This window comes from Candidatus Vagococcus giribetii (assembly GCF_017316185.1).
GTDB classification, from domain to species: Bacteria; Bacillota; Bacilli; order Lactobacillales; family Vagococcaceae; genus Vagococcus; species Vagococcus giribetii.
This window is the reverse complement of record NZ_JAFLVX010000005.1, coordinates 60,762-69,781: the sequence shown is the minus strand read 5'-3', so window position 1 is coordinate 69,781 and position 9,020 is coordinate 60,762. Positions and strand designations below refer to the sequence as shown.

At 34.7% G+C, this 9,020-nt stretch carries 6 protein-coding genes; 4 read left to right on the top strand and 2 right to left on the bottom strand.

What is annotated here, in order from left to right; all coding sequences use genetic code 11:
* Positions 1-24 precede the first annotated feature (24 nt).
* Together DOK76_RS01775 and DOK76_RS01770 are read left to right on the top strand one after the other, a co-directional pair.
* Complete coding sequence (locus tag DOK76_RS01775) at positions 25-2,922, top strand: Cna B-type domain-containing protein (RefSeq protein WP_206964551.1); 2,898 nt, start codon at positions 25-27, stop codon at positions 2,920-2,922.
* Positions 2,923-3,548: 626 nt separating this feature from the next.
* A complete protein-coding gene (locus DOK76_RS01770) occupies positions 3,549-4,070 on the top strand; it encodes an NADPH-dependent FMN reductase (protein ID WP_206964549.1) in 522 nt (173 codons plus the stop codon).
* 33 nt (positions 4,071-4,103) lie between these two features.
* Here the strand turns inward: DOK76_RS01770 and DOK76_RS01765 are convergent, their stop codons facing one another.
* Positions 4,104-4,793, bottom strand: a complete 690-nt coding sequence (locus tag DOK76_RS01765; RefSeq protein ID WP_206964546.1) for a response regulator — start codon at positions 4,791-4,793, stop codon at positions 4,104-4,106.
* A complete protein-coding gene (locus DOK76_RS01760) occupies positions 4,793-6,325 on the bottom strand; it encodes a Spo0B domain-containing protein (protein WP_206964544.1) in 1,533 nt (510 codons plus the stop codon). The genes DOK76_RS01765 and DOK76_RS01760 overlap by 1 nt, the downstream gene beginning before the upstream one ends.
* Before the next feature lie 209 nt (positions 6,326-6,534).
* Here DOK76_RS01760 and DOK76_RS01755 point away from each other — a divergent pair, with 209 nt between their 5' ends.
* Together DOK76_RS01755 and DOK76_RS01750 are read left to right on the top strand one after the other, a co-directional pair.
* Positions 6,535-7,803: a 2-hydroxycarboxylate transporter family protein gene (locus DOK76_RS01755; RefSeq protein ID WP_206964555.1), complete on the top strand. Its 1,269-nt coding sequence runs from the start codon at positions 6,535-6,537 to the stop codon at positions 7,801-7,803.
* A 19-nt stretch (positions 7,804-7,822) separates the two neighbouring features.
* Positions 7,823-8,989 (top strand): NAD(P)-dependent malic enzyme, encoded by a 1,167-nt coding sequence (locus tag DOK76_RS01750; RefSeq protein ID WP_206964542.1) that lies wholly within the window; start codon positions 7,823-7,825, stop codon positions 8,987-8,989.
* Positions 8,990-9,020: the final 31 nt, after the last annotated feature.

Below are 9,020 nucleotides of genomic sequence, written 5' to 3'. Positions count from 1 at the left end.
ATATAGAAGGTGATTAAAATATAAGTGAAATCAAACAAATTTTTTAGAGGTAAGCCGATTATTAATGTTTTGTCAGTTTTTTTATTGTTGTTTTCGTCACTGTTTTCAAATTTAATGAATTATACAGTTATTGCAGAAACACTTGATACTGGAAATAATGTTACTTCATCATTTAGTATTGATAGAAATATTTTATATATAATTGATGGAGACGGAAATTACTCAGAAGTAAAAGATAATGATATTCTAGGAGCATATAAAAATATTTATACTGAAATTTATTGGCATTTTGATGATTCAGGGACCTTGAACGCGGGAGACTATGTTGAAATTAATTTGCCATCAAAGTACCTTACATTTTATGAATTTAGTGAAACAGATTTAAAACTTTCAGATGGTGTGTCTATTGGGAAATTTAAAGTATCTGACGGTAAACTCAAAATTATATTTAATGATTTAGCCAAAAATTATTCTAGTCTAAAAAATGGTTATATAAAAATGGTTGGGAAAACAACAGTGGATAAAGGCAAAGACGATGTTATAGACGGTGGATTAACTTTTCCAGACTTTGTGATTCCTGGTAGTGGAGGAGGAAGCGAAGTATTTGAGACTCCCAATTATGGTGAATTAAATAAAATAGGAACACAATTTTCTAATAAGATATTTTGGTCGATAAGAGTTAATTATGATACCCTTCAAAGCGCCATGACTGGAGGGAATCCTCCTGTAAAAAATGATGTAGTATTAGTAGATACACTCACAAAAGGCCAAAAAGTAGTCAATGTTTTAATAAGTAATGTGATACCTATTCTTTCAAAAAACAACATAATTTCGGCGAATTATGCTACAATTTCGCAGATGTCTTTTAATAAGTTAGTTCCATCACTTGGTGAGAGTTATGATGATTTCTATAATCGGATAAAAACCTCTCCTGGTTCGTATGGTATATATACAGATGATACAGGGCAACAAATAGTCTTAATCGGTTTTGGAGACCTTCATGGAAGTCTTTCTGGAAACGAGACCTTAGAACAACTGATTTCTACGGTAAATAGTGATGATTTGACTGATTTAGAAAAAGAAAATACTATTAATGGCTTGAACAAATTGTCAGAAGTGACTAAGGGGAAAATGCATATAGCATCATTTGTTAGTATTTCTACAGAAGTAGATAAAAATACCCCAACTCAAGATATAGCAAATAAAGCAGAGCTAAGATATAACTCTGGAGAGAGTATAGATTCTAGCACTATTGTTAATTACCAAACTATAGATAGTGGCGCTGAAGGAATTCTTCCACAAAATGTTAAGGTTATTAAGAAGGATGATTCAGGAAATCTTCTTCCTAATATTACATTTAAATTACAAAAATTAGACTCTGATGGCAATTTCTCAGACTATAAACCTAAAGACGGTGGTCAAATAGAACGGTCAACGGACTCGATTGGTGAAATTAAATTTTCAAACCTTGATTATGGAAAATATAAAATAGTTGAAGTATCCCAATTACCTGAGTATGATAAGCCGATTTATTCTATTAATGGTGTAGACGGAGTAGATGAATTTTCAGTCACAGCGAATGATAATAAAGGTTTTCTTATAACTGTGGTGAATCCTATTAAATCAGTCACTCCGATATTAACAGAGGTTTCTGGAACTAAGACTTGGAATGATAAAGACAATCAAGATGGTATTCGACCAGATAGTATCACTGTAAACTTACTAGCTGATGGAAAACAAGTTGATAGTAAACCAGTCACAGCGGATGATAACTGGCAATATACATTCAACGATCTACCGAAGTATCAAAACGGCATAGAAATTGTCTATACAGTGACTGAAGATACTGTTACTGATTACACATCTGTAAACAATGGTTTTGATTTCACCAATTCTTATACACCAGGAAAAACAAACATTGGAGTTTCGAAGATTTGGGAAGACAACAATAACCAAGATGGCAAGCGTCCAACAAGCATTCAAGTTCAACTTTACGCTGATGAGGTAGCTAAAGGAGTACCAGTTACTTTAACTAGTGCAGATAACTGGGCTTACAACTGGACTGATTTAGATATTAAAACTGCAGGAAAAGCCATTAAGTACACTGTAAAAGAACTAGATGTTCCTTCAGGTTACCAAGCAAGTAAACCAGTGATTGATAAGGGAAATGTAACAATCACCAATACTCATATAGCTGAATTAACAGAGGTTTCTGGAACTAAGACTTGGAATGATAAAGACAATCAAGATGGTATTCGACCAGATAGTATCACTGTAAACTTACTAGCTGATGGAAAACAAGTTGATAGTAAACCAGTCACAGCGGATGATAACTGGCAATATACATTCAACGATCTACCGAAGTATCAAAACGGCATAGAAATTGTCTATACAGTGACTGAAGATATAGTAGAAAACTACATCACTCAAATTAGTGGTTTCGATATTACTAATACGTATAATCCTGGAAAAATTAGCGCAACTGTTACTAAACATTGGGAAGATAACAATAATCAAGATGGTATTCGACCAAATAGTATTAAAATCCAATTGCATGCAAATGGAGAAAAACAAGGTGAAGCTATTGAATTAAATGGAAAAGGCAACTGGACTTACAGTTGGAAAGAATTGGATATGGCTGATAAAGATGGCAAGCCGATTCAGTACACAATTTCTGAAGTTGGAAATGTTAAAGGGTATGTGGCTACGATTACTGGAGAAAACACAGGAAATTTAATGCTTACTAATACCCATAATCCTACTACAACAAAACCAAAAATACCGGATAATTCAAATAAAACTGGGAATAATTTACCAAAAACTGGGGAACAAAAAGTAAAATGGATAACAATAGTAGGTACGATTATTTTACTAGCTATTAGTGCTTTCTACCTCTATCAGAAGAGAAAAATATCTAGATAATTTCTTTTCTTAGAGACACTTAATTAGCTTTTAATCTGTTGGTTTATGTTACTTATTTTAATGTTACTAGTAATATTAAAATAAGTATTCTGATTGATATTTAAAATCATTATATAAATGCGAAATGTTATTAATTTAAGAAAAACTATACGAAAAGACCGAAACCTGACTGCAACGAAAGGTTTCGGTCTTTTTTTATCTTTACGTCAAATCATGTAGAATGGGGTCTGTTGTTAAATTGTCTTCTATGTAGTCGATAATAGGCTGTAAAGTTGTATTCATTTATGGAAACTCCTCGAGTTAAGTAATTGTGATTAGTATAGCATTGAAGGGATAAAAAAGTCGGACAATTTTGCTATAAAGAAAGGTATATCATTTCACTTTTTTGTATTAATTCAATCTCAAGCAAGTTAAAGAGAATAAAAGTTAGTTAAGAGTCATTGTAAACGTACTAGTTTCAAGGATTTGAGGAGAATAATAAAAAAACTTATAAAAAGTAAGTCTTTTGTTTTGACTTATTAAAAGTAAGTGTAATATACTAATAACATCAAAGAAATAACAAAGTATTAATCAAATACTTTTATAACATTTGAAAATACAGATAAACTTAATTGGAGGAAACACACATGAAATTTGGAATTATTTTAGGAAGCACAAGAGAAGGACGCGTTAGCCCACAAGTTGGAGCATATATTAAAGAGATTGCAGACAAACGAGAAGGTCATGAATTTGAAATTGTTGATGTAGCAGAATACAACTTACCATTTATGGGAACAGCAACACCTAACACAAAATGGAATGAAAAAATCAATGAATTAGATGGTTACATTTTTGTAGCTCAAGAGTATAACCATGGTATGGCAGCATCAATGAAAAATGCTATTGATAGCGCTCGTGACGAGTGGTTCAATAAAGCTGCTGGGATTGTAAGTTATGGTTCAGCTGGTGGTGTTCGTGCTTCAGAACAAATTCGTTTAGTTTTAGGCGAACAAAAAGTAGCAGACGTACGTACTAACCCTGCATTTAACTTATTCACTGATTTTGAAAACTTCACAACATTCAAACCAGGTGAACACATGGAACCAGGTATTAACGATATGTTAGATGAATTAATTTTATGGTCAGAAGCATTTAAAACAATCAGATAAGTATTAAAAAAGAGGAACTGTGACTTGAGTAAGTTACAGTTCCTCTTTTTGATTTAAGTAAAAGACTTTGTAAGGTCTACCGACCTTTAGATAGATATTCTCACTGAGAAGTTGTCCATTTTTTTCTAAGTAAGCCACATATTTTCTGACAGAGACGTGAGATAATTTTGTCTTGTCTGTTATGTCTTGAATTTTAAAAGGTTGCTCTAGTTGTTGAATAGTTGAAATCACAAATTGTAAAGTTTCAGGTGTGAGCCCTTTTTCCAATTCTTCTTCTTCAGGTTCTTCAAGGGTTCTTTGACCTTGTAAGAAGGCATCAATATGTTCTTGGTTCATCTCACTTTGATTGAGTTGAGTTGTTTTTTGATGGTAAAGAGCAACCCTTTTTTCAAATCTATCAAAAGTGAAGGGTTTGATTAGGTAATCAAGTACGCCTAAATGTAGGCTTTCTTTGACTAAAAGAGATTCTTTTGAGGCGGTGATTAAGATGACATCCATGTCGTATTTTTGTCGTCTTAATTCTTCTAGTAGCTGCAAACCATTTCCATCTTCTAAATGAATGTCGAGTAAAATCAAATCAATCTCGTGTTGTTCTAATAATTCACGACTTTCTTTAAGTGTTGTTGAGGTGTAGATAGTCATTGTTTGGCTAATTTTTTCTAAGTAACTTTTATGGATAAACTGCACCATAGGATCATCTTCAATAATAAGTACGCGGGTCATTAAGTTACCTCCTTAGGAAATTGGGTGATGATGACGAGTGAATCAGCTGTAAAAGTCATCTCGCTTTTTGTTTCAAGTAGAAATTGTTTTAAGTAGAATGAGTCGAGTCCTTTTTTGATGTCTTCCCAATCATTTTCATCAAAGTCATTAGGTAAAAACGTATAGCTTGCTTGAATCTGTTGCTCTTGCCACTCAAGGAGTAAGGTCAAAGATTCAGGTAATTTTTTTTGTAAAAAAGCGTGATGGACGTAGCGAAGCATAGTAATAAAATCTGTTCGTTTCTCAGCGTCGGCACATAACGGAATCTCAGGGAAAATATCGATGGTTAAAGTCGTTTTTATTTCTGAGAATTTTTGTCTTTCACCAATTAAAAAACCGGCAATCATAGGGTCTTTAACAAGTAAGGCTAAGTGTCTAGCGAATTCTTTTTCTGGCTGTAGTAAGTCTTCTAAGTAAGTGTGTAACTCATCATAAGCATTTAAATCCACTAAGCCGTAAATGACATGAAGTTTGTTCATGAATTCGTGTGATTGGCTTTGAAGAGCTGTGGCGTAAGCTGTGGTATTAGCTAGTTGATCTGTGACAAACAAGGTTTCGGTAGCGTTTCGTAGAAACAAAATATGCCCAGTTGTTTGTCCACGCACCACAATTGGAGCAGCTGATAGTAAGTAGTCTTGTCCGTGTTGTTGATAAAGTTGTTCCGTTTTTTTGTCTAATCTAGTGACATCAAAATGAAGGAGTAATTCTTGGATTGGTTTACCCACACAATCAGTTTGTTGGGTGGTGTATTGATACAACGTTTGAGCTTGAGCGTTAGCTAGTAAGATGTGTTGTTTCAAGTCGATAACCACAATAACGTCTTTTGTCTCTTCTAGCATAGCATTTCGTTCTTCCAAAATTGAAGCAATTTCTTGAGGTTCTAGATTCAGTAAAGTCCGTTTTAAATACAGAGACAAGGCAAAAGCTACAGATAAACTAAAGAGTAAACTAATAATCAGTGAGAGTTGATAATCTTTTTTGGATTGATTAATCATCTCAGCTAAGGAATTCATTTTGATACCTAAAGCCACAACGCCAATTTGTTTACTAGGATCTTGAGTATCATAGACTGGAACAAATCCCCGTAATGACCTTCCAAGAGTTCCTTTACTAATCGAGGTTTCGCTTTTTCCTTGAAGAGCCCCTTGTTCGTCTCCGCCAATAAAGTGTTTTCCGATTTGTTTGGGATCGGGGTGAGTCAGGCGTAGAGTATCCATCGTCATGACCACAATGAAGTCTAAATGATAAACCTCAGAAACTCGAGCCACGTATTGTTGAAGTTCAAGACTCGTTTTTTCTTCTTTAAGTTGGTTAATAATCAACGGTTCTTCAGCGAGGTATTTTCCTGTATTTAAGAGAAGTCTTTCTTCGTCTTGTTTGACACGATTAGCCGCATTTTTCACAATCAATCCATAAGAAATGGAAACAGAAATTAATAAAGTTACAATAAAGGTTAGTGACAATAAGGCCTGTAAACTAAGCTTTTTCTTCATGAAATCCCTCCCTTTTATGTTCATTATAGCAAATATTTCTGAAATTTAATTAGTTGGATTAATTTAAATTAGTTAAATAATGTATCTTTAAAAAAACGCTTCCAATACACTGTGGGTGTAAAAACAAAGGAGGAAAACAAGTGGAAACAAAGTTAAATAAACCAAAAGTAGTCAAACACAGTACATCAGTGAAAGAAAAGAAAGATTGGATGAATATTCATGTAGGGTCTGTTCCCTTACCAGTTTATATTGTCTTATCAACAGTTATTTTGATTACTGCCTACTTACAGCAATTACCGGTTAACATGTTAGGTGGTTTTGCAGTTATTTTAACCATGGGTTGGTTGTTAGGAACGATTGGTGCTAATATTCCTGTTATTAAGAATTTTGGTGGTCCAGCTATTATGTCATTATTAGTACCGTCTATTTTAGTTTTTTTCAATTTAATAAATGAGAACGTTTTAAAATCAGCAGATATGCTAATGAAGCAAGCAAATTTCTTATACTTCTATATTGCTTGTCTTGTTTGTGGTAGTATCTTAGGAATGAACCGTAAAATATTAGTTCAAGGCTTGATGAAAATGATTATTCCGATGTTACTTGGAATGATTTTAGCTATGGGTGTTGGAACAGCAGTTGGAGTGGCTCTGGGTATGGATTGGAAACAAACTTTATTCTTTGTTGTCACACCTGTTTTAGCAGGAGGTATTGGTGAAGGAATTTTACCTTTATCACTTGGTTACAGTGCCATTACTGGTATGGGTAGTGAACAGTTAGTGGGACAATTAATTCCTGCAACGATTATTGGTAATTTCTTTGCCATTATGTGCTCAGCCATTATTAGTCGTTTAGGGGAAAAGAAACCTCACTTATCTGGTCAAGGTCAATTAGTAAAAATGGGAGATTCTGATGATTTAGCCGATGCATTAGAAGAAGATAAATCACCAATTGATGTGAAATTAATGGGAGCAGGTGTCTTAACTGCGTGTACGTTATTTATCACAGGTGGTTTACTACAACATTTAACTGGTTTCCCAGGTCCTGTTTTAATGATTGTTGTGGCAGCTCTTTTAAAATATTTAAACGTTGTGCCAAAAGAAACACAAAAAGGATCAAAACAATTATACAAATTTATTTCAGGGAATTTTACTTTCCCATTGATGGCAGGTTTAGGATTACTTTACATTCCATTAAAAGACGTTGTTGGTGTACTAACATGGCAATATTTCTTAGTGGTTATTAGTACGGTATTCACTGTTATCATGACAGGATTTTTCATTTCACGTTTTATGAATATGTATCCAGTAGAAGCAGCTATTATTTCAGCTTGCCAAAGTGGAATGGGTGGTACAGGAGATGTGGCTATTTTAAGTACAACGAATCGTATGAACTTAATGCCATTTGCTCAAGTAGCCACACGACTTGGTGGTGCGATTACTGTTATTACCATGACAGCTATCTTAAGAATGATTTTCTAAATTAGGGGAGGAAATAACCATGACAAAGAAAGACGTAAAAGAATTAGCAATTGAACAAGCCAGAGAAAACGGCGGAAAATTATCCGTTGAATCAAAAGTAGCAATCAACAACAAAGAAGACTTGAGTATTGCCTACACACCAGGTGTTGCAGCCGTGTCTTCAGCAATTGCTGACAACAAAGAACTAGCTTATGAGTTAACAACTAAAAAAAATACAGTAGCTGTTATTAGTGATGGAACGGCTGTATTAGGATTAGGCGATATTGGACCAGAAGCAGCAATGCCAGTTATGGAAGGAAAAGCAGCTCTTTTCAAACGCTTTGCTAATGTAGACTCTGTACCGATTGTGTTAGACACAACAGATACAGAGGAAATTATCCAAACAGTCAAAATGATTGCTCCTACATTTGGTGGGATTAACTTAGAAGATATTAGTGCCCCTCGTTGTTTTGAGATTGAACGTCGCTTGATTGAAGAATTGGATATTCCTGTGTTCCATGATGACCAACACGGGACAGCAATTGTTGTATTAGCGGCCTTTTACAATGCCCTTAAACTAATCGAAAAAGACATTGAAGACGTAAGAGTTGTGGTCAACGGTGGTGGCTCAGCTGGTTTATCTATTACTCGTAAATTCTTAGCAGCTGGTGTGAAACATATTACTGTAGTCGATCGTTTTGGGATTATTTCTGAATCTCAATCAGAAACATTAGCTCCTCATCACGCAGATATTGCTAAAGTAACTAACCGTGAGTTGCGTGAAGGCACGTTAGAAGACGCTCTAAAAGGCGCAGATGTTTTTGTAGGTGTATCGGCACCGGGCGTGTTGAAACCTGAATGGATTAAAGAAATGACTGAGAAACCTGTGATTTTCGCTATGGCTAATCCAACACCAGAAATTTTCCCAGATGAAGCTCATGAAGCAGGTGCTTATATTGTGGGAACAGGACGTAGTGACTTCCCTAACCAAATCAACAATGTTTTAGCATTCCCTGGTATTTTTAGAGGAGCTCTAGACGCTCGTGCGAGAGATATTACGATTGACATGCAAATTGCTGCAGCTAAAGGAATTGCTAGTTTAGTTCCTGCAGAAGAGTTGTCGACAACTAATATTATTCCAGATCCATTCCAAGAAGGCGTGGCAAAAGTTGTGGCTAAAAGTGTGGCAGACGCTGTTAACGACTAGTAAAAAAGTTTTGAAAAACAGAATAGAGGCT